Below are 23,103 nucleotides of genomic sequence, written 5' to 3' on the forward strand. Positions count from 1 at the left end.
GGTCGAAATGGCCTCGCCCGCCCTTCGGGCCCCACCAGGGGAGAAGGCAGAGTTGGCGCCAGTTACAGCGCCTTCACCGCCACCTTCACCGGCTTTTCGATTTCCAGCGGGTTGCGCAGCGGCAGGCCGAAATCCCCGGCCTCGATCTCGAACACGTCGCCGGCTTCGGTCGTGACGCCGTCGGCGAAGGACAGCGTGGCCGTTCCGAACATATGCACATGCACATCGCCCGGCTGGCGGAACGCCGAATATTTGAAATGGTGGTGCTCGAGATTGGCGATGGTGTGCGACATGTTCGCTTCGCCCGACAGGAACGGCTTCTCCCACATTGTCCTGCCGTCGCGCACGATGCGTGACGTGCCGCGGATGTCCGAAGGCAGGTCGCCGATCAGAATTTCGGGCCCGAACGAGGCATTGCGCAGCTTGGAGTGGGCGAGGAACAGATAGTTCACGCGTTCGGTCACATGGTCCGAGAATTCGTTCGACAGCGTGAAGCCGACACGGAATGGCGCGCCGTCATCGCCGATGACATAGATCCCGGCGATCTCTGGTTCTTCGCCGGCATCCTTGGCAAAGGCCGGTGACATGAGCGCGGCACCAGGCGCGACCGCCATGGTACCGTTGCCCTTGTAGAACCATTCCGGCTGCACGCCGACCTGGCCTTTCGCGGGCTTGCCGCCTTCCAGTCCCATGCGGAACATCTTCATGGAATCGGTAAGTTGCTCCTCGCCGTCGGTGCTGAGCTTCTTGTGCATGGAATCGCGCGTCGCGGCCGAACCGAGATGCGTTAATCCCGTGCCGGTCAGATGCAGATGCGCCGGGTCGGGGTGATTGATCGGCGACAGGAGGCGGCCCCTCTTGTAGGCGGCGTCGAGATCGACCGTCTCGCCCAGTCCCTTGCGTTCGATCAGGGCCGTCAGGCCGACGCCGGTGCGGGCGGCCTCCATCGCCAGCGAATAGACGCTGCGCGCGCCGTTGATGATCCGGGTCTTCCCGCCGCTGCGGGCAACGACACGGATCGTCTCGGCGTCGTCGAGAATCTGCGAGATCAGCATGATCAGTCCTCTCTCATTTATCTGTATCCGGCTGCCAATGGGCAAACCCTGACCGGCGCGGCGCGGGAACGCGCCACGCTTGAAACGTTTCGTCCGGATTGCGTTCGCGAACCTGGTCCTTCCCCGGACTTCTTGGTGCCGACGGGCCGCCGGCAGCTTCGCGATCTGGAACCCGTATGCCTCCTAGTCCTCGCCCCAGCCCTTAAGCCTTGTTCTTGTTGTAGACGTCGAAGATGACGGCCCCGAGCAGGACCAGTCCCTTGACCACCTGCTGCCAGTCGACATTGACGCCCATGATCGACATGCCGTTGTTCATCACGCCCATGATGAAGCCGCCGACCACAGCGCCGATGACCTGGCCGACGCCGCCCATCGCCGAGGCGCCGCCGATGAAGACGGCCGCGATGACGTCGAGCTCGCTGCCGAGGCCCGCTGCCGGCACGGCCTGGCCGAGACGCGCCGCGATGATCAGGCCGCCGAGCGCCGAAAGCACGCCCATATTGACGAACACCAGGAGCGTCAGGCGCTCGGTGTTGATGCCCGACAGTTGCGCCGCCTTGGCGTTGCCACCCATGGCGTAGATGCGGCGGCCAATGGTCATGCGCTTGGTGACGAAGACGAACAAAGAAATCAGCACGCCCATCACCAGCAGAACGATCGGCAGGCCCCGATAGGTCGCGAACTGGAAGACCAGGAACAGCGCCAGCGCGCTGCCTACCAGGATCTTGATGACGAACAGCGTGAAAGGCTCGGCCTCATAACCGTGGCGTTCGCGCTTGCGCCGCGCCCTGAAGCCGAAATAGGCGTAGGCGAGCACCGCGATCACGCCCAGCACGATCGTCGTCATGTGCAGCGTGAGCCCGCTACCCAAAATAGTCTTGCCGGCCGCATTCACCGTCGGTGGGATCAGCGTCAGCGGGCCGATTACGTCCGGGATGAAGCCGGAACTCAATGCCTTGAAACTGTCGGGAAGCGGACCGACCGAGGAGCCACCGCCAAGCAGCGCCTGGCAAATGCCGCGGAAGATCAGCATGCCGGCGAGCGTCACGATGAAACTTGGTATGCGGTGATAGGCGATCCAGTAGCCTTGCGCCCCACCGATCAACCCACCGACGATCAGGCAGACGATCGAGACCACGAGCGGGTTGCTGAACATGCCAAGCGGCCAAATGACCATCATCATGGCGGCAAGTGCGCCGATGAAGCCGGCGACCGATCCTACGCTGAGATCGATGTAGCCGGCGACGATGACCAGCAGCATGCCGAGCGCCATCACGATGATGAACGAGTTCTGCTGCACCAGGTTGCTGAGGTTGACCGGTTTGAACAGCGTTCCCGACGTCGTGTACTGGAAGAACAGCATGATGACGATCAGCGCGATGATCAGGCCGTATTCGCGCAGGTTCGTCGTCAGCGCCGAGACGGCGATGCGAGGACCCTGCTTGACGTCCTCGGCGGTGCCGCTTTGCGGCGCGGGAGCGCTGTCTGTGCTCATGATGCTTTTCCTTCTCCGCGAACAATGGCGCGCATGATTTTTTCCTGGCTGGCGTCGCTTGCCGCCATCTCGCCGACGATGCGCCCTTCGTTCATGACATATATTCTGTCCGAGATGCCGAGCAGTTCCGGCATTTCCGATGAGATGACGATGATCGCTTTGCCCTCGGCGGCGAGGCGAGCGATGATTGTATAGATTTCGTACTTGGCACCGACGTCAATGCCGCGCGTCGGCTCGTCGAGGATCAGAACTTCCGGGTCGGCGAACAGCCATTTCGATAGCACCACCTTCTGCTGGTTGCCGCCCGAGAGATTGCCGGTCAGCTGATAGACGCTGGATGCGCGGATATTGGTCTTTTTGCGATAATCGTTGGCGACGCTCATTTCGCGCATATCGTCGATGACGCCGCCATTGGAAACGCCGGCGAGGTTGGCCAACGTCACATTGTGCTTGATGTGGTCAATGAGGTTCAGCCCATAGGTTTTGCGGTCTTCGGTGACGTAGGCGATGCCGTTCTGCACCGCCTTGCCCACTGTCGAAAGGTCCACGGGCTTGCCGTTGAGCAGCACCTCGCCGCTGATGCGCCGGCCATAGGAGCGACCGAACAGGCTCATGGCGAATTCGGTGCGGCCGGCGCCCATCAGCCCGGCGATGCCGACAACTTCGCCCTTGCGCACCTTGAGGTCGATGCTCTTGATCACTTGCCGTTCGGCATGGATCGGGTGGTAGACGGACCAGTCCTTGACCTCGAAAATGACGTCGCCGATATGAGGCTCGCGCGGCGGGTAGCGATCGTCGAGGGACCGGCCGACCATGGAGGTGATGATCCGGTCCTCGCTGATGTCCTTCCTCGGCAATGTCTCGATCGTGCGCCCGTCGCGGATGACCGTCACCTTGTCGGCGACGCGGTTCACCTCATTGAGCTTATGGGAGATCAGGATTGAGGTCATGCCCTGCCGCTTGAACTCAAGTAAAAGATCGAGCAGCGCCTGGCTGTCCTTCTCGCTGAGCGATGCCGTCGGCTCATCGAGGATCAGGAGCTTCACTTCCTTGCTGAGTGCCTTGGCGATCTCGACCAACTGCTGCTTGCCGACGCCGATATGGGTGATCAGCGTCTTGGGGTCTTCCTTGAGCCCGACTTTCTTCAAAAGCCCGGACGTGCGTGCCTCGTTGGCGTCCCAGTCGATGACGCCGTAGCTGGCGTGCTCGTTGCCGAGGAAAATGTTCTCGGCGATCGACAGCATCGGCACCAGCGCAAGTTCCTGGTGGATGATGACAATGCCCTTGTGTTCGCTGTCATGGATGCCTTTGAAATGGCATTCCTGGCCCTGAAAAATGATCTGGCCATCGTAGGTCCCGGAGGGATAGACGCCCGACAGCACCTTCATCAGGGTCGACTTGCCGGCGCCATTTTCGCCGACCACGGCGTGGATCTCGCCTTCCTCTACGCTGAGGTTGACGTTCGAGAGCGCCTTCACGCCGGGGAACGTCTTGGTGATGTCGCGCATCTCCAAAATCGTCGAGGTCATCAGGACAAGCTCCTAGGAGGCCGGTAGAACCCATACCGGGGTCGCTTTTAACGAAAAGGGGCCCTGCGTTGCGCAGGACCCCTGACTTTATAACCGAAATTACTTCAGGTCTTCGGCCTTGATGTAGCCGGAGTCGACGACCAGCGCCTGGTAGTTCGACTTGTCGACTTCATGCGGCGTCAACAGGATCGAGGGAACGACCTTGACGTCGTTGTTGTAGGTCTTTTCATCGAGGCCTTCCGGCTTGCCGCCCGAGAGCACCTTGTCGACCAGCTGCACCGTGGCCTTGGCCAGTTCGCGGGTGTCCTTGAACACGGTCGAGTACTGCTCGCCCGAGATGATCAGCTTGACCGAGGCGGTCTCGGCGTCCTGGCCGGTCACGATCGGCCAGGGCTGTGCGTCCGTGCCGTACCCGACAGCGCGCAGCGAGGCGGTGATGCCGCGCGACAGGCCGTCATAGGGCGACAGGACGCCATCGACGCGGCTGCCGTCCGAGTAGTTGGCCGACAGGAGGTTGTCCATGCGTGCCTGGGCGGTTGCCGCGAGCCAGCGCAGCGTGCCGACCTTGTCCATGCCGGTCTGGCCGGACTTGATCTTGATCGAGCCGTCGTCGATCAGCGGCTGCAGGACGGAGATTGCGCCATTGTAGAAGAAGAAGGCGTTGTTGTCGTCGGGCGAGCCGCCGAACAGTTCGACGTTCCACGGCTTGGTGTTCGGGAAACGCTCCTTGAGCCCCTTGACCAGCGAATTCGCCTGGATCACGCCGACGCCGAAATTGTCGAAAGTGGTGTAATAGTCGACATTGGCGGTCTTCTTGATCAGGCGGTCATAGGCGACGACGACGACGCCCGCGTCGTTGGCCTTCTGCAGCGCATCCGACAGGGTGGTGCCGTCGATCGAGGCGATGATCAGCGCCTTCGGGCCCTTTGTGATTTCATTTTCCAGCTGGCTGAGCTGGTTGGGGATGTCGTCCTGCGCGTACTGCAAGTCGACAGTGTAGCCGAGAGCCTCGAGCTGGGATTTGACGGCGTCGCCGTCATTGATCCAGCGCTGCGAGGTCTTGGTCGGCATCAGCACGCCGACAAGACCCTTATCGGCCGCGTGCGCCTGATAGCTCATGGCAGCGATGCCAAGGGCCGCGACGGCGGCCAGCGTTTTGATGATCTTCAACTTACTCTCCCTGGTTGATGGACGCGACACCTCGGGGCTTCGCGGGCCGCGCAGCCAGACAGGAGCGCAAACGCGCCGCTGTCGGCTTTATCGATCTCCGGTATCCTCCCAATCGGCTCCGCGATGCAGTTTCAATCGATACGATTTTGGTCGTTACCGCCCTTGCACCCCGGAACGCGCGAAGGGTGGGTCGCTTTGCCATAACTGTCAAATGCGATCTTTGGTGGTTGCTATACCGAAACCGGTATGATCTAGCATGCGGAAAGGAACCGGCGGAAGGGCTGGAAGATCATGGCGGCATTGCGCGATCCCGATGCGATTCCCGTAAGTTACGAGAAGCTCCCGGGAAATGGGGAGACACTCCTGCGCAGTGGCTTGAGCTTGCGCCACATGCGCATGATCGCCGCCCTCGACGATCACGGACGGGTGAGCGCCGCGGCCCAGGTCATGAACATCTCCCAGCCGGCCGCCTCGCGCATGATCGCCGAGATGGAGGCGGTGCTCGACGTGAAACTGTGCGAACGGCTGCCGCGCGGCGTGACCCTCACCCCCTATGGCCAGGCGCTCGCCAGGCGGGCCCGCTCGATCCTGCTCGAGATGCGCGAAGCCGACCGCGAGATTGCCGAGCTCAAGGCCGGCAAGGGCGGTTCGGTGTTCCTCGGCGCCGTGACCGCGCCGGCGATCGAATTGGCCGTGCCGGCGATTCGCGAGATCCGCCGCATCTACCCGCGCATCGAGATCACCATGCAGGTCGAAACCTCCAATGTGCTCGCCCGCGAGCTGATCGCCTCGCGCCACGACTTCATCATCGCCCGCATTCCCGACGACCTCAATCCGCGGCTGTTCGAATCCCGCGTGATCGGCGTCGAGAAAGCCTGCCTGATCGTGCGCCGCGGCCACCCGCTCGCGAGGGGTAATATAGTGCGGCTGGAAGACACCGCTGCCTATGATTGGGTCTTCCAGTCAGGCGGTTCGCCCTTGCGCCAGGCGATGGAGAGCAATTTCCTGAACCGCAACATCGCGCTGCCGGACCGGATCTTGAATACCAGCTCGCTGCTGCTCACGCTGGTCATGGTCGCTCAATCCGATGCCATAGCGCCGGTCTCGGTGCAGGTGGCGAAGTTCATCCAGAACCCGGACGGACTTGCCGGCGCCATTGACGTCGTCCAGACCGAGTTCGACATCGAGGTCAGGCCCTACAGCCTGATCACGGTCAGGAATCGCGTACTGTCACCGGCGGCCAAGATGCTGCATGATTTCATCCTGCGTGAAGTGGGGTGATGGAACGAGAACCACCTCCGCGCGTTCAAAACCGATCGGCATGCGCGCTGGAGCCTGTTTCGGGCGAGGGAACGAGGTGTCGGTAGTTAACAGCTCGGGAGGTTTTTATGGAACGTCGGTTGTTTCTTGCTGGAATGCTTGGCGTTGCGGGGGCGGTTGCGTTTGCAAGCGTGGCCCGACCCGGCCGCGCGCTTGCCGGTGTTCCCCAGGGCAATGGAATTCTCGATGAGTTGGACAAGCCGGATCCGGCTGTCTTCGAAGGGGATGACGAGGTCGAACTGGAGCAGGTCTCCCACCGCCGTTGGCATCGCTGGAGACATCATGGTCCCGATGGCTACTGGCGTCGGCGCCATGGACGCCGCCGCGGCTGGAGACGGGTTTGCCGCAGCTACTGGCGCCACGGACGCCGCCGCGTCCGCTGCTGGCGCGAGCGCGTCTGGCTCGGCGTCTGGCTGTAATCGCTTCTGGCTGACGTCAAAGGGCGGCCACCACAGCGTGGCCGGCCTTTGCCGGTATCTTCAGGGCTCTTCGAGCCCAAGGCGCGGCGTTGATTACCCAATTGTAACGTGTTTGGGCCTGCATTCTGCCTTAGCCTAAGGTCGAATCGACGGAACCATATAGGCCTTTGTCCGTTGAGGCGCTGTTTAAGCGGAGCTTTGACCATGGCGGGGGACCATCAAGAAGAACGGCATTCTGCAATCGACATGACGCGGGCCGCGGATCATCGGCACGCATGAAGGGCGTCGCGATACTGACCGAAGCCCGCAGCGGCTCCGAATGGCTTGGCAGCCTCACAAACAGCACGGGATTGTTCGGCAAGTCGGCCGAGTGGCTCGACACGACCAATCTGGGGTGCAAGCCGAAATCCTTCGATGATCTGCTGTCCGCCGTGATCCATCGCGGCGGGACTGCGAACGGCACGTTCGCCGTGAAGCTGTTTCCACGGCACCTTCACTGGTCGCAGGCCAAATACGGAGCCGACTTCCTGGCGGAATGCGGCCGGCGCCATGACATGGGTCTGGTCCTGCTGGAGCGACGGGACCGTCTTCGCCAAGCGATTTCCTATTGCCGGGCAAAGGCGTCGGGCCATTGGAGAAGCACGATGGGCGGCGCGGATCTGGTTCCGCAATACGACTTCGCCGGTATCTGCCAGGCCTATTTCCTGATCGAGCAGAGCTATGCCTTCTGGGAGGCTTACCTGCGGTTGGCCGATCTGCATTACGATCGCTTTTTCTATGAGGATCTGTTGGACGATCCTCGTCCTTACGTCGCGTCGGTGGCCCGGCAGCTGTCGGTGGAAATGCCGGACGGAGAGTTCGAGACGAATTTGCGCCTGCAGCGGGACGACCTCACCGAAGATTGGGCGGAGCGGTTCCGCAACGACGTCAAATCGGAAGACCTGCTGGCGCATCTGCCCAGGAAGGTGGCGCCGCGGAATATCAACAACCTCGCCCGGTTCCTCCTCAAGAAGCAGATGCGAATCGGCCAAGCCTAGGCTCACCGACAATGCTGCCAAATGGACGGGTTCCGCCTAGGCCAACGGACTCTTGGCTTCAGGGTGGAGCGGGTAGCGGGAATCGAACCCGCGCGTTCAGCTTGGGAAGCTGACAGGCTACCATTACATCATACCCGCGCTGCAGCCTCGTTATCATGACGGCATGGCTTGGGGCAATCGTAAACCGGTCTCACAATGCGGGCTTCGCCAGCTCACCGGTGACGGTCGGCGCCGGCTCTCTGGCCTTTGCGACATCGCCGCCGGCGGCGAAGCTCGGCCAGTATTTCGAGATGGCCAGCGTTGCGCCGGCGGAAGAGAAATGCCCATAGTCGAAATAGAGAAACTGCTTGCTGGTGGCATCCTCATAGGAACAGCCGATGGCGTCGCACAGATAGGTAAGTGGATCGATGAAGGTCGCGCCCTTGGCGAAGAGCTGCACCTGCTTGTTGATGTCTGGATCCATGGCCATCGGCCAGGATGTGTTCGCGGCGCCTTCGTGTTTAGCAAAGAAAGCGACCTTCTGGACGTCGGCGATGAACTCCGGAGACTGGCCGATGACATAGACCTTGACACCCATGTCGCGCAGCCGGTCGATCGTTGTCTGCAGTCCGTCGAAGCCCCTGGCCTGGTAGTCCGTCCATCGGCCGCTCAGGATCACCGCCTGGATCTTGGCATCGCGGATGATCGACAGCGCCCGTTCGTTGAACCGGGTGCAGGTTGGCCTGGCGTAGGAAAAATAACTGAGGTTCGGTGGACAGCCGGCATAGGTATATTGGATGACGTTGGCCTGGATTTTCTGCGCGTTGGCCTCCAGGCCCGAAACGTAGTGAGCCGCGAAGGAATCGCCCCACAGCAGCACATTGGTGGGAAAGCCATGCGTGCGCGTGCAGTCGGCAAGGTTCCAATTCTCGATCCGGCTCGTACCCTCGTTGAAGCAGACGCCATTGCGCCAGTCGTCCACCACGATCCGTTGCGTCGAGAAATCGGGGAACCGCTGCGGAAAGCCCTTGCCGAGCACACCGGCCAGGCCGCCGACGCACAGCAGGGCGATCGCCGTCGCCGAAAAGGCAAAGATCGGCAGCGGGGCGGTGAAGGTTCGCTTCTGCCGGAAAGGCTGCTCGACATATTTCCACGAGAAGGTCGCCAGGGCGAAGCTGGCCACCGTCATCGCGACGATCGTCGGCACCGAGATGGCTTTCAGCGAGAGGTAATGGACGAAGGAATTGATCGGCCAGTGAACAAGATAGAGCGAATAGGAGATGAGGCCGACCCAGACCATCGGAGCGAATTGAAGCACACGCGTGGCGACAGGCACGGGCCGGTCCGCGTGATTCTGGCCCGCGTAGATGAGCAGGGCCGTTCCGATGCAGGGAAACAGGGCATTGTAGCCGGGAAACGGATCGCTTTCCGAAATCGTGAGGAAACCGAATGCGAGCAGGGCAAAGCCTGCAAGACCGACCAGTTCCGTTGCCGTCCGGTTGGCAAGTGGCGGCGGCTTTTTCAGCATCAGCATGGCACCCAGCGCCAGCTCCCAGGCGCGTGTCGGCAAGAGGTAGAAGCCGGCGGTCGGCGCCATCGTGGTCGCCATGACCGCCAGGGCAAAACTGCCGATGGCGATCGGCAGAAGTATCGTCAACCAGCGCTTCGAGGCATACCGGTAGATCAGATACACAAGGATCGGCGCGAAGATGTAATACTGCTCCTCGACCGAAAGCGACCATGTGTGCAGCAGCGGCCGCAGTTCGGCGTCGATCGAAAAATAGTTCGTCGTCTTCCAGAAATAGATGTTCGACCAGAAGGTCGAGGCCGCAATCACGCTGAGGCTGAATTCGTGCAGATCCGACGGCAACAGGATGAACCAGGCCGCAATGCTAGCAAGCAGGATGACGAAGGTCAGTGCCGGCAGGATGCGCCGTGCACGACGCCAGTAGAAGCGTCCGATCGAGAACTGGCCGCGCTCGAGATCATCCAGCAGGCTGCCGCTGATCAAGTAGCCCGATATCACAAAGAAAATATCGACGCCGGTGAAGCCCCCGGGAATGGCGGATACGCCGAAATGGAAAAGCACCACGGGCAGCACTGCAACGGCCCGCAGACCATCGATGTCGCGCCTGTAATTCATTCGACCGGTCCGTACGCGGTGACCCGCGGTGGCCGTGCGGCGCCGCCTGACATGCCCGTCATAAGGCAATCCCCATTGTGCGAAAAACCTTGGCTCGTAGGCCTCACGGACTGTGCTATGCAGCACAACTTTGCTGCAGTGCAACATCCGTGTCAAGGCGAATAGCAGGCCTTCGAACGCTGGCCACGCCGGTTTTGTGGGGTCGGTGATTCAGTTGCTGGGCAGGTAGATCACGGCATAATCGTCCGCGTAGGCCCGCTTCCAGCCCAGTTCATTGAAGAAGGGGATTCGGGTGTCATCGGCCGTAAGCAATGCCCAGCCGATGGCGTATTTCTGCAACTGGGCCTCGAGCTGCGGCTTTCCGTCGCTGTGCCCCGTTGCGTCGTCGGCTTTCATGAAACCGCCGAGAAACAGCTGGTCCGTCCTGCCGTCGACGTAGGTCTTGATGCCATGGAAAACCAGCGTGCCGCCGAAATTGTAGGAATTCAAGACATTGCCGGACAGGTGGTGATCCCTGGCGAATGCGAGGGCACCGCTGGCCGATGTCTTCGGGCTCGGCGCGACCTGGTAGGCGTTGTTGAGCACAAGCGCCGCGCCAACCAGCAACACCGCCGTCGCGCCGCAGAGCAGATGGAATTGGCCGGCGAAGAATTTTTCCAGTCCGTCACGCTTTTCGTTCAGCCAGACGCTGGCTGACAGGGCGGGGTACTGGCGCGCGACTTCGACCGCAACCACCAGCGGAACAAGCAGGAAGAACAGATAGACGAAGCGCAGATGCGACAGGTAGACATGCAAGGTGAAGACGATGAACAACGCCTTGGCCCAGCCGATCCGCAGCCTTGATGTCATAAGCCCGAAAAGCGCCACCAGTATCGCGGCTTCCTGGATGTCCTGTTCCGGGGCATTGAACGGCCGCCACTCCAGGATCAGCGGCACCGCCTCATTGCCATGGGCAACGGTGAGCGTGGCCAGGATGGCTTGCACACCATAGGGATGGATCAGGCAGACCAGCGGACAGAGCAGGCCAAACGCCACCCACTTCACCAAAAGAGCGGGTTTCGACAGGCCGGTGCGCGCCAGGAGATCGAGACCGGCGAAGGCGGCGATGACGAAGCTCAAGGTGAAGGTAGCGTGCAGGTTGGCCCAGAGCACAACCAGCGCGAGGAGCCACCACGGCGGCGCCCGCTCCTCCGCCGATGCGCGAAACAACACCGCCGTCCAGATGACGATGATCGGCAAGGTGAAGACGTGGGGGCGCGCCGTATAGATAGGGGCGATCAGGAAGGCCAGGATGAATGTCAGCGCTACCGCCACTATCGGCCTCAGCCACGCGCTGAGGAACCATGCCGTCACGAAGACTGTCAGCCCTATCGCGGCGATGATCAGCGCGGCCACACCATTCCATCCGCCGATACTATAGGCAACGCTCAGAAAGACCTGCCCCAGCCATTCCTTCGCGATCCACGGATGCCCGGCAAAAGTGTAGGAATAGGGATCGACCGTTGGAAATGTCCGGTTTGCCAGGAAATCCAGCCCGACTTTCACTTGCCACCAGCTGTCGGGGTCCTTGAGGGTCGAGCCCGCGAATGGGGCCAATCCAGTAGCTATGATGGAGGCTGCGAACAGGCAGAATATCAGCTTGATGCGCTGCGCATCCTCGAGCCGCGACGTGGTCGGAACGATTGCCTCAGCCTGGTTCATGTCGCGCTCCAGGCCATTTCGCCTCTATTCTTGTCACCCGATCGGGGGCATCCGCGCCGCCGACGAACGAAACGGGCCTAGCCGGGATGAAAAACGGCAGCGAAGAGCCGGTTTCCCGCCAGATGGACAAACGGGTTTTCGGTGAGAGCGCCAACCCCGCTGGAATGACCGCATATCCCGGCGTCGTGTTCAACAGGCCGACGGCGCCAGATGGCAGCATCGTCGGACAGTCAAACGAGCGGCTTGACCACATGCGCAAAATATTGGGCTCCAACAGGTATCTTGGTTAGGAAACGTTCGAACGGCCGCAGCCTAGCAAGCAGTCTGGGAAAGAAAATCCGATAGACGATCCGAGTGCCGGAAAGGCCCGCCGCGGCCATTCGCCTGCGCATCTGCGGCGAGCTTATCAGGACCGCGTTCTCGTCGAAGGCGCAGTTCCTTACCGCGTGGGTGGTGAGTGGATTCCACGGATTGTGCTCGAAGACAAAGAAACTGCCGCCATTGGCCAGCACCCTGCCGATCTCCGCGAACAATCCGATCTGAAGGTTCTCGGGGATGTGATGGAAAACGCAAGCCGCGAAAGCAAGGTCGAAGCTACCGTCGGCGAAGGGGATGGTCTGGCCGTCGAAATGCGCGAACGTGGCCTGACCAGGGAAACGTTCGCTGGCGATGTCGAGCGATTCCAGCGAAGGATCGAGCAGGACGATCTCGCTGTCGGGAAACGCTGCGCGCATATGGCCGAGCGAATTGCCGACGCCGGCACCGAAGTCGAGTATGCGCCTGGGTTTCACGCCGGCCCGTCCCAGTGTCGCCGCGACGTCGTCGACCTTGTATTTCGCGAAGAAGTCCGGCGTCTCGCCACTGAGCCTTATGCTCGCGGCATGCTGCTCTTGGTACTCGCGCGCAAACTGGTCGAATTCGGCCTCAAGCACGGGCCGCCCTCTTTGCCATCTCCTGCAGGCGATGTGGGGGCAGACCCCTGTCTCGGGCTGGCTCGCTGCGTGAGACGATCTCGTTGACGAAATAGAGCGGCCGCCGCTTCGTTTCCATGTACATGCGGCCGAGATATTCGCCGAAGATGCCCAGCACCAGAAGCTGGACGCTGCCCAGGATAAGCATGATCGCGGCAAGGCTCGTCCAGCCGGGCAGAACATTGCCGACAGACCATTCCAACAGCGTATAGCCAAGCACGACCAGACCGAGCAGCCCGAACATCATTCCCAGCAGCGAGGCAAAGCGCAAAGGCACGATCGAAAAGCTGGTCATCGCGTCGACCGCCAGAAGAACCATTTTCTTCAGCGGGTAGTGGGTGGTGCCGGCAAAGCGCCGTTGCCGTTCATAAGGGAAGGCGACCTGCCTCAGCCCGATCCAGCTCACCATGCCGCGAATGAACCTGTAGCGTTCGGGCATTGCAACCAGATGGTCGAGCGCACGGCGGCTCATCAACCGGAAATCTCCGGAGTCCGACGCGATCTCGACATCGACCATCCTGCCGAGCAGACGGTAGAACATCGAAGCGGAAGCCAGCTTGAACCAGCTCTCGCCGTCGCGTTTCACCCTTTGGCCGTAGACGACGTCGAAGCCTTCATCCATCTTCGCCATCATCGCACCCAGCAGTTCGGGCGGATCCTGGAGATCGGCGTCGAGAATGAGAATGCGCTGGCCGCGGCAGAATTCCAGCCCCGCGCTCAAGGCGATCTGGTGGCCGTAATTGCGTGCAAGATCGATGGCGACCACATGGTCGTCCCTCTCGGCCAGTTCGAAAATGGCCTCGCGGGTGCCGTCGGTCGCCCCGTCGATGACGAACACGACCTCGTAGGGGAGGCCTTGCTCGTGGCATACCGCGCTGACGCGTCGATGAAGCTCCGCCACGCCGTCGCGTTCATTGTAGCAAGGCACGACGACCGACAACATGGGTGCGCGGTGCGCGCCGATTTTTCCCGTTCCCACCAAAGCCTGGCTCCCGCTTTGGAAATGGCAATAGCGGCAATTGGTTAGAAAACAGATAAGTCAGGGATCGGCGCGGCTACTGGCTGGCCGCCGCCACGCGTTTTGCGTCAACGGCCTGAGTCACGACCGAACCGGCAGTTCCATGCGGATGCGGGCACCGCGCCATGAGCCCGCCAGGATCCGGATCGTTCCCTCGTGCAGCAGCGCGATCTGTCGGGCGAGATTCAGCCCCAACCCCGCCCCGCGCGACTGCGGCTGCAGGCGATAGAAGGGCTCGAAGACATTCTCGCGCTCTTCCACGGGAATGCCCGGACCTTCGTCGCGCACTTCGATGCCACCCGTCCTGTCGATCGCAATCGTGATGGTACCGCCGCCGCCCCCATGCTCGATGGCGTTGCGCACGAGGTTGGCGAGCGCCCGCTCGATCTGCAGCACGTTGACTTCGACGCGTGTCTTGTCGGGCGAAGGCTCGAAGGCAAGGTCGTAGCCGGCCTCGATAGCGAGCGGCGCGAAGTCGGCCGCCACCCGGCTGACGAGATCGTCGAGATCGACGATCTCGCGCTGGTCGGATGGGCGGTCGAGCAATTGGTGGTCGAGCAGTTGTTGTGCGAGGTGCGACAGGCGCTCGATATCATGCAGCAGCCGCGTGCTTTGCGGCTCCTGCCGCAGCAACTCGGCGCGTGTGCGCAGGATGGCGATCGGCGTGCGCAATTCGTGCGCCGCGTCGGTGAGGAAACGGTCGTGTCGGTCGTATCCCTGCGCGAGGCGGGCCAAAGCCTCGTTGAAAGCATGCACCAGCGGCGCGATTTCCTGCGGCACGTGTTTGACCGGCAACTGCATCGCACGGGTACCGATATCGATGCGGGCAGCCTGGCGGACGGTTTCGACAAGGCCGGCAAAGGAGCGGCGGACCACGGCCGGCGTCGTCACCAGCGTGGTGGCGCCCATGACGAGGACGATGGGCAGCAGCAGGATCGCGATGACGAGCGCAAGCGCCGGCAGGGCGCGCTCCCAATTCCTGCTGCCGTCCGGATAGCGGGCGACCTCCACCGTGGCCGAAATATTGATCTCGAGCCCGTCGGTCTCCTGGCGCGACGACTGCGTCGCGGCAATGATCTGTACCGCGCCGGCTTTGGTCGAAGCGTTCTCGATATAGGCTTCCGGCCGCATGTCCTTGTCGGAGAATCCGATCGTGGCGTGGTCTGCTTGGCCGAGCAGGCCACCGATCTCTTTGGTGTAGACATCCGGTATCGTGCCGGAACGGACGCTCTGTCCGCTGTCGTCGCGCACGATGTACCAGACATTGGGGAAGCTCTGGCGAAACGCGGCGAGGTCTTCCGTTTCACGGACGATCAGCCTGCCGTCCTTGTCACGGTCGACGGCGTCCTTGACGGCCGCGACGGCAGCCTCGTTGTCGATAAGCAGCCTCGGATTGGCGATCCAAAGGGCTGCCGCGCACAGCACGATGAAGAGGAGCAGCGTCGCCGCCTGCAGCAGGATCAGCCGGCGGACCAGGATCCATTGCAGCGAGCGCGCGCGCACCTTCTTCACGAGGCTGCCCGCAGGAGATAGCCAAGATTGCGGATCGCCCGTATCTCGATGCCGGCGGCGACGTCGTCGAGTTTGCGGCGCAGCCGCGAGACATGCGCGTCGAGCGCATTCGAGCCGATCTCGTCGTCCAGGGCGTAGACGGCCTCCTCGAGAGCGCTGCGCATGATGGTCCGGCCCGGCCGGCGGATGAGTGTTTCAAGCACCAGCCTTTCACGCCGCGGCAAATCGAGCGCCTGATCCTCGATCAGCGCCTCGCGATGGCGGAAATCATAGGTGAGGCGACCGACCATCGTCTGGTTGGCGCGCGAAGTGAACGAGCGGCGGTGCAGGGCGTGGAGCCGCGCGACGAGTTCCACCGTGGCGAAAGGCTTGACCATGTAATCGTCGGCGCCGGCATCGAGCCCGGCAACCCGGTCCTCCAACCCGCTCATCGCCGTCAGCGCGATCACCGGCACATCCAGATGCAAGGCGCGCAGGCGAGGGATCAGGCTAAGACCGTCGCCATCCGGCAGCCGGCGGTCCAGCACCACGGCGTCGTGATGGCCCAGACGGGCCACCGCCTCCGCGTCGACCAGGGTCGCGGCGTGGTCGACGATGATGTCCAGGCGCTCCAGGGCGGCCTTCAGCACGGAGGCCATTTCCGGTTCGTCCTCGATCAGCAGGACGCGCATTCGCGTTCTCCTTCACTCGCCGCAGCAGGATTTGCGGCGCGGCGGTTCATTCGCACTCCAGCTTTGGCCGGCGGAAATTGGTGATGAACCAGCGGCCGCCGGAAGCTCGGGCATAAAAGGTGTAGAAGCATTCCTGACGCTCGATATAGCCGGGCGTTTCGGTCTCTTCATAGACAGTTCCGTGTTTTGTTTGGCGGACCTCGCCACTCGATGTCCCGGAAACCGCTGACGTAGATATCTTGCGCCACTGATAGGCGCGCTCTCCCTGGCCGAGGTCGACGATCGCCGTTGGCGGACCGTAATCCAGAACGACCGATTCGACCGGTTGTCCGACATAGTTCTTCATGATGTCGGAGGCGCAGCCCGCCAATGCGACTGCAATCGCAATGAACAATAGCTTGGACGACAGTCGGCCGGGGTGATGCGTGGACATTGCTGATTCCCATGGTGACAATTCACGCAGGGGACCTAGATTGCGAAGATTACATCGACATTGCGAAAGCATGGAATGTCCCTTGCCTCGAGCGGACGTCCGTGTCCGGCATCGACGCATCAACAACAAGATCGCGCGATGCCGTTGCGGCCATCGCGCGATTAAGGTCGGCCACTTGCTGTTCTGGTATCTAGAACCGGTAGTTGAGGCCAGCTTTCAGCTCATGACTGCCGATCGTCTCCTTGGACCTCCCAAGGGCCGATGTCGTTTCAACGCCGGGGGTGCGGACATAGTCGTACTCGACCTTGGCCGATAGGCCGCCGGCGAAGCCCTGCTCGATCCCGGCGCCGACGAGGTAGCCGACCTTCCATCCGTCGCTGCTCCTCACGCCGTCGCCCCTGTCGAACCTGGTCATGGCGACGCCACCGGTTCCGAACAGCAACGTCTGGTCGAAGCTCACGCCGGCCTTCGCCTTGGCCGCGCCGCGCCATTTTTCCCTGATCTTGCCGCCCCGGACATCGTGTTCGGCGCCGCCCAGATAGGAACCTTCGATCTCGGCGCCGAGGACCGCCGGGCCCATCTGCTGGTTGTAGCCGGCCTGGACGCCGCCGCTGAAGCCGTTTCGACCGGCGAACGGGTTCGGCATACCCGTGAACGCCGTGCCGCCATGGATGCCGACATAGGCGCCGCTCCACTGGAAGGCGGGGGGATCGTTGTAAGCAGGCGAGAGGTCGGCGGCCATCGCCGGCCCGAGAAGGCACAGGGCGAGGGCACTCGCCGTCAGGATGATCTTTGCTTGAGGGGACACTGCATTACTCCAACACAAACGCGCATCCGACACCCGATACGCTGGTTAATTGCTGAGGACCCTGGCCGTTGAGGCGGCAGGCTCCGATCGGTGTCTTTCAGGGATGGCTGCGCGGTTCTGGGGACCGGCTTTCGCCGGCTGTGGTAGGGGCAGAGCGCCACGCGGTCCGTCACCTGAAAGACGCCCGGGATCTCGCAAGTGAAAATTGCACGCACATTGCGCAAAATTGGAAAATGACGACTTTGTGCTTTATTTTCAATAAATTAAAATGAAATTGTTCACCGATATTTAAGACTTGCGGGCTTTCGAAGACGCCCGACATCTGGCTGCGGCTTATCAGTTTCTCCGTACAGACCGTGCTGGCTTGATGGATGGCCGCCAAGCACGTATCTCTGGGCCGTGCCCATGAGTCCGGGCATCTCAATCGGGAGACGGCTTTGTCCGCACTGACGCGCTTTCTCGGCGACTCGCCGCTCAGGGTTGTCCTGAAGCTGCTGGTGGTATCCTTTCTCGTCGGCCTGGTCATGAACGCCTTCGGCTGGTCGCCCATGGATGTGTTCTACGGCATCCGGAAATTCTTCATCGATCTCTGGAATCTCGGCTTCCACGCCATCGACCGCTTCCTCGGCTATATCCTGCTTGGCGCCGCGATCGTCGTGCCGGCCTTCATCCTGCTCAGGATCGCCAACTACCGGAAGTGACGTTCAGGCGAAGCCCGAAGCGGCCTCGAACAGGATGGCGTGGCGCGCGGCAAGTGCCGGCACATCGGTGGAGTAGCCGCCGCCGATGACACCGCAGACAGGAATGCCGAGCGCCCGAAAATGGCCGATGACCATCTCGTCGCGGGCGCGCAGCCCATTGTCGGAAAGCGCCAGCCTGCCGAGCCGGTCCCCGGCATGGACGTCGACGCCTGCATTGTAGAAGACGATGTCCCAATGGGCGCGGGTGGAGAGCTCCGGCAGGATGGTATCAAGCCTTTCGACATAAGCGGCGTCGCCCGTGCCGTCGGGCAGTGCGACGTCGAGGTCCGAGGCGATCTTGCGTGTGGGGTAGTTGCGCTCGCCATGCATGGAGAAGGTGAACACGCGTGGCTCATCGCCTAGAATATCCGCCGTGCCGTCGCCCTGATGCACGTCGAGATCGACGACCAGGACCTTCTGCACCGCACTCTCTTCCAGCAGAACCAGCGAGGCGACGGCGACGTCGTTGAAGGTGCAGAAGCCGGCGCCTTGCGCGCGTCGCGCATGATGGCTGCCGCCGGCGGTGTTGCAGGCAATGCCGTGACGCAAGGCGAGCCGGGCTGCCAGCACCGTGCCGCCGGTGGCAAGCTGCGCGCGCAGCGAGACGCGGGGGCCGACCGGAAAGCCGATCTCGCGTTCGATTTTTTCCGGCACGGAGCAGGAGACGACCTGGTCGACATAGGTGGCCGCATGGGCAAGCTTCAGCCACGGCGCCGGCGCGGGTTCGGCTGTGTTGAGCGCGCCGGGTCCGGCCAGGCCGCGTGCGCGCAAGGCCTCCATCAGCAGCGGATACTTGCTCATCGGAAAGCGATGGTTGGTCGCGAAGCCGGCGTCGTAGTCGGGGTGATGGACGATCTGCAGGGGCATGAGAGTGGTCCGCCGGCTTCGCGCCAGACCGGGATTTCGGTTGGCCGTCGCAGGAAGAATGATTGCGCGGTGGACGGAAAATGCGGCACATCGGCTCTCCGATCAAGCCGCAATCAGCAAGGCAGGAATCCTTGGACAAGGGTGCAATCCTAACCGACGCCAGAGCCTTTTCCGTCACCAACCGCTCGGTGCTTGCCATCGCCGTGCCGATGACGCTCGCCTATCTGACGACGCCGCTGCTCGGCCTGGTCGATACGGCCGTTGTCGGCCAGTTCGGCGATGCCGCCTTGCTTGGCGGCCTGGCGGCCGGCGCACTGGCTTTCGACGTCGTTTTCACCACCTTCAATTTTCTGCGTTCGGGCACGACCGGCCTGGTCGCCCAGGCTTTCGGGCGTGGAGACGCCCTCGAGGAACAGGCGGTGTTCTGGCGCGCCGTGCTGATCGCGGTCGTTGCCGGCGTCGTGCTGGCGGCGCTTTCGCCGCTCATCGCCGTCGGCGGCCAGTGGTTCATGGATGCCGGACCACGCGTCAGCGAGGCGATGGCCGTTTATATCAGGATCAGGCTGCTCGCCGCTCCGTTCTCGCTGATCAACTACGCCGTCCTCGGTTACGTGCTGGGGCGCGGCGAGGGCGGGCTCGGGCTTGTCCTGCAACTGGTGCTCAATGGCATCAACATCGCGCTCTGCTTCCTGCTCGGCCTTGAACTTGGCTGGGGCGTTTCCGGCGTCGCCTGGGCAACCTTCACCGGCGAATTCCTCGCCATGCTGCTTGGTCTCGCGATCGTGGTGCGCCGGTTCCGATCCAGCCCGCCCTTGCCTCGCCACCGCCTGCTCGACATGCGCGCCTTCCTGCGCATGCTGTCGCTCAACCGCGACATCATGATCCGTTCGTTCTCGCTGCTCGCCGCCTTCGCGCTGTTCACCCGGCAAGGCGCGCAGTTCGGAACGGTGACGCTCGCGGCCAATGCGGTGCTGATGAATTTCTTCCTCGTCGCCGGCTATTTCCTCGACGGTTTCGCCACCGCCGCCGAGCAACTCGCCGGCCGCGCCGTCGGCGCGCGTGCCGAGCAGCCCTTCAGGCAGGCGGTGCGGCTGACCCTGCTCTGGGGCCTTGGTCTGGCCGGTGCCGCGACGCTGGTGCTGCTCGTGGCCGGCACCAACCTGGTCGCCGTCGTGACGACGTCGCAGGATGTCCGCGCCGTAGCCGATACCTACCTGCCCTGGGCGGCGTTCACCGCGCTGAGCGGCGTCCTTGCCTTCCAGATGGACGGGGTCTTCATCGGCGCGACATGGTCGCGCGACATGCGCAACATGATGCTCCTGTCATTCCTCGTCTTTGCCGCCGCGCTGATCACGCTGGCGCCCGCCTTCGGCAATCACGGCCTGTGGGCGGCCTTGCACGTCTTCTTGCTGGTGCGGGGATTGAGCCTGCTGACGATCTTGCGGCTGCGGATGCAAACCGCATTCAGCTGAGCGGCTTCGACGCCCATCGGTCGAGATGGCTGTCGCGCAGCTCGCGCATCGAGCCGAGTTTCTCTGTCTCGGCAAAGCGGGCCATCCCCGCGACGATCCGGCCCGGCAGCGCCGGCCCGGCATAGATCATGCCGGTGTAGAGCTGCACCAGATCCGCGCCAGCGCGGACCTTTTCCAGCGCCGTCTCCGCTGAATCGACACCGCCGACACCGATGATGGCCATTTCGGGCCCGAGCAGCTTGCGCATCTTGGCCAGCACGATGGTCGAGCGCTCGAACAGTGGTTTTCCCGAAAGCCCGCCTGTCTCCCGCGCGGCGTCGCCGCTACGCAGCGCCGGGCGGGAAATGGTGGTGTTGGAGACGATGACGCCGTCGATCCGCTTTTCCATGACTTCGGCGGCGATATCCTCCAACTCGGCCTCGACCAGGTCTGGGGCGATCTTGAGAAAGATCGGCGGCTGCGCGATTGCCGCGGCACGCGCGGCCATGACGCGCCACAGGAGCTCGCCGAGCTGTTCGCGCGCCTGCATGGTGCGCAGGCCAGGCGTGTTGGGTGAGGAAATGTTGACGGTGAGATAGCTGGCGTGGGGCGCGAAGCGGGCGACGCCGCGTTCATAGTCGCCGGCGCGGTCGGCGCTGTCCTTGTTCGCGCCGATGTTGACGCCGACGATGCCGCCGCGCTCCTTGCGCGCGGCAAGGCGTTTTTCGGCCGTCGCGTGGCCTTCATTGTTGAAGCCCAGCCGGTTGATGACGGCTTCATCCGATGTCAGCCGGAAGATGCGTGGCTTCGGGTTGCCGGATTGCGGCAGGGGCGTGATGGTACCGACCTCGGCGAAGCCGAAACCGAGGCCAAGCAGCGCATCGGGTACTTCGGCGTTCTTGTCGTAGCCAGCCGCCATGCCAAGTGGGTTCGGGAAATCGAGACTGCAAAGGCTGACCTTCAGCCTTGTATCGCGTACCGTCCGCGCGCCAACCGGCAGGCCGCAGCGCAGCGCCGCGATCGACAGGCCGTGCGCGGTTTCCGGATCAAAGCTGAACAGCAGCTTCTGGCCGATCCGGTCGAGCACGCTCATTGGCCCTCCAGGGGTGGGAATTGGTGAGTACCGTCGGCACCGAGCGGCAGCGGCTTGATCCACAGCACGGCTTTCAGGTCGAGCACGCCGTAGAGATGCGGAAACAGCGCGCCGCCGCGCGAGACTTCGTATTTCAGCGCATCGCCCAGGCCGATCCCGTCGATGGCGACCAGCAGAAGGTCGGTCTGGCCGGAAAAATGCTTTGCCGCGGTTTCCGCAACCTGCGCTGCCGTCGAAAAATGGATGAAGCCGTCGGCGACGTCGATTGGCGCTCCGGTGAAGCGGCCATTGGCTTCGGCCTCGCGCCAAAGCGCTTGCGGAGTTATCTTGTAGATAATCTGTGACATGGTTGCGCTATAATCCGAACCAGTCGCGCGGGGAAGGCCACGCCAAGGGTCGTCCCCATTTCCGGCGCAAACATGCGATATTTCAGGCTTGGCCATGGAGGACAACATGCGTCTGCAGCACATCTTGATCCCCGCCGCGCTCGTTTCACTGGTCGCGGCCTCAGCTTATTCGGAAGAAGCCGACCGCTACCGGCTGGAAAAGTCTGATAACGGCTATGTCCGCATGGATACGCAGACCGGCGCGATGTCGATCTGCGAGGAGCATTCGGGCCAGCTCGTCTGCAAGATGGCGGCCGATGAACGCGCCGCTTACCAGGATGAGGTCGATCGCCTACAGACCTCGATGAAGGCGATGGACGAGCGTGTCACCAAGCTGGAGAATTCGCTCTCCGCCCGCCTCGAATCGAAACTGCCGAGCGAGGAGGATTTCAACACGACGATGAGCTATATGGAGCGCTTCCTGAAGAGCTTCATGGGCATCGTCAAGGATATGGACAAGGACAGCGGCGGCGGCGCCCAGCTCAACTCGCAGAAGACCTGAGCGCTAGTGACGAGGGAATACGCGGCGCGCTGGCTTTGCCGCTTGAAAACAGCGCGCGGCCCCTCATAATCGTCCGACTGATCCCGCAAAAAGCAGTAAATCGGGGATTCGGGGAGGGACATCTTGCCGTCAGGCTATACTTTCGTCATCGCCGACGACCACCCGCTGTTTCGCGGCGCCCTGCGCGAGGCGCTTGCCGGCATCGGCAATGTCACCGCCATTCATGAGGCGGGCGATTTCGAAAGCGCCAAGGCGCTGGTCGTTGCCAATGAAGATGTCGATCTCGTGCTGCTGGACCTGTCGATGCCTGGCGCCAGCGGCCTCTCCGGCCTGATCTCCCTGCGCGGCATCCATCCGGCGGTGCCGCTGGTCGTGGTGTCGGCGCATGATGATCCAGCGACCATCCGGCGCGCTCTCGATCTCGGCGCCTCCGGTTTCATCTCCAAGTCGGCCAGCATGGAGGAAATCCGCGGCGCCGTGCAGTCGGTGCTTGCCGGCGATATCGCGGCACCCGTCGGCGTCGATCTCGGTGTCGAACGCGATCCCGAAATATCGGACCTGATCAAACGGCTGCAGGCGTTGACCCCGCAGCAGACCCGCGTGCTCGGCATGCTGGCTGAAGGCCTGCTCAACAAGCAGATCGCTTATGAGCTCGGCGTTTCCGAGGCGACGATCAAGGCGCATGTCTCGGCCATATTGCAAAAACTCGGCGTCGACAGCCGCACCCAGGCGGTGATCCTGCTGTCCAAGATCGGCAGCGACCCGCTGCAACCGGCGGGCTGAGTGCCGGCTGCAGCGGGTCG

The 23,103-nt window shown here is 62.5% G+C and carries 22 protein-coding genes and 1 tRNA gene; 6 read left to right on the forward strand and 17 right to left on the reverse strand.

What is annotated here, in order from left to right; translation table 11 throughout:
• Positions 1-62: 62 nt before the first annotated feature.
• From araD1 to chvE, 4 genes are all read right to left on the reverse strand, one after another.
• On the reverse strand, positions 63-1,055 hold the full coding sequence (gene araD1, locus FJ960_RS19685) for an AraD1 family protein (protein WP_140507549.1): 993 nt from the start codon (positions 1,053-1,055) through the stop codon (positions 63-65).
• A gap of 202 nt (positions 1,056-1,257) precedes the next feature.
• Positions 1,258-2,550, reverse strand: a complete 1,293-nt coding sequence (gene mmsB / locus FJ960_RS19690) for a multiple monosaccharide ABC transporter permease (protein WP_027145661.1) — start codon at positions 2,548-2,550, stop codon at positions 1,258-1,260.
• Complete coding sequence (gene mmsA / locus FJ960_RS19695) at positions 2,547-4,079, reverse strand: multiple monosaccharide ABC transporter ATP-binding protein (RefSeq protein ID WP_027145662.1); 1,533 nt, start codon at positions 4,077-4,079, stop codon at positions 2,547-2,549. Before mmsA ends, mmsB begins: the two co-directional genes overlap by 4 nt.
• 99 nt (positions 4,080-4,178) lie before the next feature.
• Complete coding sequence (chvE, locus tag FJ960_RS19700; RefSeq protein WP_140507547.1) at positions 4,179-5,249, reverse strand: multiple monosaccharide ABC transporter substrate-binding protein; 1,071 nt, start codon at positions 5,247-5,249, stop codon at positions 4,179-4,181.
• 291 nt (positions 5,250-5,540) lie between these two features.
• Between chvE and FJ960_RS19705 the strand changes: the two genes are divergently transcribed.
• Positions 5,541-6,530: a LysR family transcriptional regulator gene (locus FJ960_RS19705; RefSeq protein WP_140716191.1), complete on the forward strand. Its 990-nt coding sequence runs from the start codon at positions 5,541-5,543 to the stop codon at positions 6,528-6,530.
• 86 nt (positions 6,531-6,616) lie between these two features.
• On the opposite strand, the gene FJ960_RS29545 is transcribed toward FJ960_RS19705, so the two are convergent.
• A complete protein-coding gene (locus FJ960_RS29545) occupies positions 6,617-6,883 on the reverse strand; it encodes a hypothetical protein (RefSeq protein ID WP_181166158.1) in 267 nt (88 codons plus the stop codon).
• A gap of 380 nt (positions 6,884-7,263) precedes the next feature.
• Here FJ960_RS29545 and FJ960_RS19715 point away from each other — a divergent pair, with 380 nt between their 5' ends.
• Positions 7,264-8,025: a Stf0 family sulfotransferase gene (locus FJ960_RS19715; protein ID WP_140507542.1), complete on the forward strand. Its 762-nt coding sequence runs from the start codon at positions 7,264-7,266 to the stop codon at positions 8,023-8,025.
• Between the two features lie 64 nt (positions 8,026-8,089).
• Here the strand turns inward: FJ960_RS19715 and FJ960_RS19720 are convergent.
• From FJ960_RS19720 to FJ960_RS19765, 9 genes are all read right to left on the reverse strand, one after another.
• A tRNA-Gly gene (locus FJ960_RS19720) sits at positions 8,090-8,163 on the reverse strand.
• A gap of 52 nt (positions 8,164-8,215) precedes the next feature.
• Complete coding sequence (locus tag FJ960_RS19725) at positions 8,216-10,147, reverse strand: acyltransferase family protein (RefSeq protein ID WP_140716193.1); 1,932 nt, start codon at positions 10,145-10,147, stop codon at positions 8,216-8,218.
• Between the two features lie 210 nt (positions 10,148-10,357).
• The gene (locus FJ960_RS19730) at positions 10,358-11,848 is read right to left on the reverse strand and encodes a hypothetical protein (protein ID WP_140716195.1); all 1,491 of its coding nucleotides are present in this window, start codon (positions 11,846-11,848) and stop codon (positions 10,358-10,360) included.
• 230 nt (positions 11,849-12,078) lie between these two features.
• Positions 12,079-12,780, reverse strand: coding sequence for a class I SAM-dependent methyltransferase (locus FJ960_RS19740; RefSeq protein WP_140716197.1), 702 nt, complete (start codon positions 12,778-12,780; stop codon positions 12,079-12,081).
• The gene (locus FJ960_RS19745; RefSeq protein WP_210243288.1) at positions 12,773-13,798 is read right to left on the reverse strand and encodes a glycosyltransferase family 2 protein; all 1,026 of its coding nucleotides are present in this window, start codon (positions 13,796-13,798) and stop codon (positions 12,773-12,775) included. The genes FJ960_RS19740 and FJ960_RS19745 overlap by 8 nt, the downstream gene beginning before the upstream one ends.
• 120 nt (positions 13,799-13,918) lie before the next feature.
• Complete coding sequence (locus tag FJ960_RS19750; RefSeq protein ID WP_140716199.1) at positions 13,919-15,349, reverse strand: HAMP domain-containing sensor histidine kinase; 1,431 nt, start codon at positions 15,347-15,349, stop codon at positions 13,919-13,921.
• On the reverse strand, positions 15,346-16,020 hold the full coding sequence (locus FJ960_RS19755) for a response regulator transcription factor (RefSeq protein ID WP_140716201.1): 675 nt from the start codon (positions 16,018-16,020) through the stop codon (positions 15,346-15,348). The genes FJ960_RS19750 and FJ960_RS19755 overlap by 4 nt, the downstream gene beginning before the upstream one ends.
• 46 nt (positions 16,021-16,066) lie before the next feature.
• Entirely contained in the window at positions 16,067-16,453 is a 387-nt protein-coding gene (locus FJ960_RS19760) for a hypothetical protein (RefSeq protein WP_140716203.1), read from the reverse strand.
• A gap of 190 nt (positions 16,454-16,643) precedes the next feature.
• Entirely contained in the window at positions 16,644-17,261 is a 618-nt protein-coding gene (locus tag FJ960_RS19765) for an outer membrane protein (RefSeq protein ID WP_140716205.1), read from the reverse strand.
• 437 nt (positions 17,262-17,698) lie between these two features.
• Between FJ960_RS19765 and FJ960_RS19770 the strand changes: the two genes are divergently transcribed.
• Positions 17,699-17,962, forward strand: coding sequence for a DUF6460 domain-containing protein (locus tag FJ960_RS19770; RefSeq protein WP_027145674.1), 264 nt, complete (start codon positions 17,699-17,701; stop codon positions 17,960-17,962).
• A 3-nt stretch (positions 17,963-17,965) separates the two neighbouring features.
• On the opposite strand, the gene FJ960_RS19775 is transcribed toward FJ960_RS19770, so the two are convergent.
• Entirely contained in the window at positions 17,966-18,868 is a 903-nt protein-coding gene (locus tag FJ960_RS19775) for a histone deacetylase (RefSeq protein WP_140716207.1), read from the reverse strand.
• Between the two features lie 131 nt (positions 18,869-18,999).
• On the opposite strand from FJ960_RS19775, the gene FJ960_RS19780 reads away from it, so the two are divergent.
• Entirely contained in the window at positions 19,000-20,340 is a 1,341-nt protein-coding gene (locus FJ960_RS19780; RefSeq protein ID WP_140716209.1) for an MATE family efflux transporter, read from the forward strand.
• Here FJ960_RS19780 and FJ960_RS19785 read toward each other — a convergent pair.
• A complete protein-coding gene (locus FJ960_RS19785; protein ID WP_140716211.1) occupies positions 20,333-21,412 on the reverse strand; it encodes a quinone-dependent dihydroorotate dehydrogenase in 1,080 nt (359 codons plus the stop codon). The two genes, FJ960_RS19780 and FJ960_RS19785, sit on opposite strands and share 8 nt — an antisense overlap.
• Positions 21,409-21,759 (reverse strand): DUF952 domain-containing protein, encoded by a 351-nt coding sequence (locus FJ960_RS19790; protein ID WP_140507523.1) that lies wholly within the window; start codon positions 21,757-21,759, stop codon positions 21,409-21,411. The genes FJ960_RS19785 and FJ960_RS19790 overlap by 4 nt, the downstream gene beginning before the upstream one ends.
• A gap of 106 nt (positions 21,760-21,865) precedes the next feature.
• Between FJ960_RS19790 and FJ960_RS19795 the strand changes: the two genes are divergently transcribed.
• Both FJ960_RS19795 and FJ960_RS19800 read left to right on the forward strand, forming a co-directional pair.
• Positions 21,866-22,300 carry a hypothetical protein gene (locus FJ960_RS19795; protein ID WP_140507521.1) on the forward strand — a complete coding sequence of 145 codons (435 nt, stop codon included), beginning with the start codon at positions 21,866-21,868 and terminating at the stop codon, positions 22,298-22,300.
• Between the two features lie 123 nt (positions 22,301-22,423).
• Positions 22,424-23,083, forward strand: coding sequence for a response regulator transcription factor (locus FJ960_RS19800; RefSeq protein ID WP_027145680.1), 660 nt, complete (start codon positions 22,424-22,426; stop codon positions 23,081-23,083).
• Positions 23,084-23,103 lie beyond the last annotated feature (20 nt).

This window comes from Mesorhizobium sp. B2-3-11 (assembly GCF_006442215.1).
GTDB lineage: Bacteria > Pseudomonadota > Alphaproteobacteria > Rhizobiales > Rhizobiaceae > Mesorhizobium > Mesorhizobium salmacidum.